The following is a 620-nucleotide window of genomic DNA, read 5'->3' on the forward strand; positions in this document are numbered from 1 at the left end:
GTCCCGCACCGGTGGGCCGTCGCCGCTCGCACGCGGGCGGTGGTCAGGCGATGCGCTTGAGCTGCCAGGAGTTGTTGTTGAAGCTCGGGGTGACCGAGTAGCGGCAGCTGCTGCTGTAGAAGGCGCTGACCTCGACCCAGCCGGACGGCGGCAGCGCCGAGGAGCAGACGTTCACGGTGGTGCCGATCGGGTAGCCGGTCAGCTGCATGATCCTTCGGCTGTTCGGGTTGAAGCCCGGGCCGCAGGCGTAGCTGTTCCACCACTGGACGTCGGCCCAGCCGCTCGGGGTGAACTGGCTGTTGCAGACGTCCTGGGTGTCGCCGGGGGCGGCGTGCGCGGTGGTCGCCGTCAGGGTGAGCGCGGCGGCGGCGGCGCCGAGGGTCAGGGCGGCGGCGCGGAGACGGGACACGAGGCGGCTCCTCTCGCGGGTGCGGGCGGTCCGCACCGGCCCCCCTTTCCTACCGGTGAGGGGGCGGCTGCGGACAGTGACTTTCCGGTCCGGTCCGCCGCGCCCCGGGACGGGTTTCCGCCTGTTGACAGCGCCCGGCGACGGCGGACGGCCCGCCCGCGCCCCGGGGCGGGGGGGGGGTGGGGGCGGGGGGGCCGGGGGCGGGGGGCCG

The 620-nt window shown here is 75.6% G+C and carries 1 protein-coding gene; it reads right to left on the reverse strand.

Annotation, left to right across the window (positions count from 1 at the left end):
* Positions 1–43 precede the first annotated feature (43 nt).
* Entirely contained in the window at positions 44–409 is a 366-nt protein-coding gene (locus ACFWOG_RS26545) for a hypothetical protein (protein ID WP_329881155.1), read from the reverse strand.
* Between the last annotated feature and the right edge of the window lie 211 nt (positions 410–620).

Origin of the sequence: Kitasatospora sp. NPDC058406, from assembly GCF_042722765.1 — a bacterium.
Lineage (GTDB): Bacteria > Actinomycetota > Actinomycetes > Streptomycetales > Streptomycetaceae > Kitasatospora.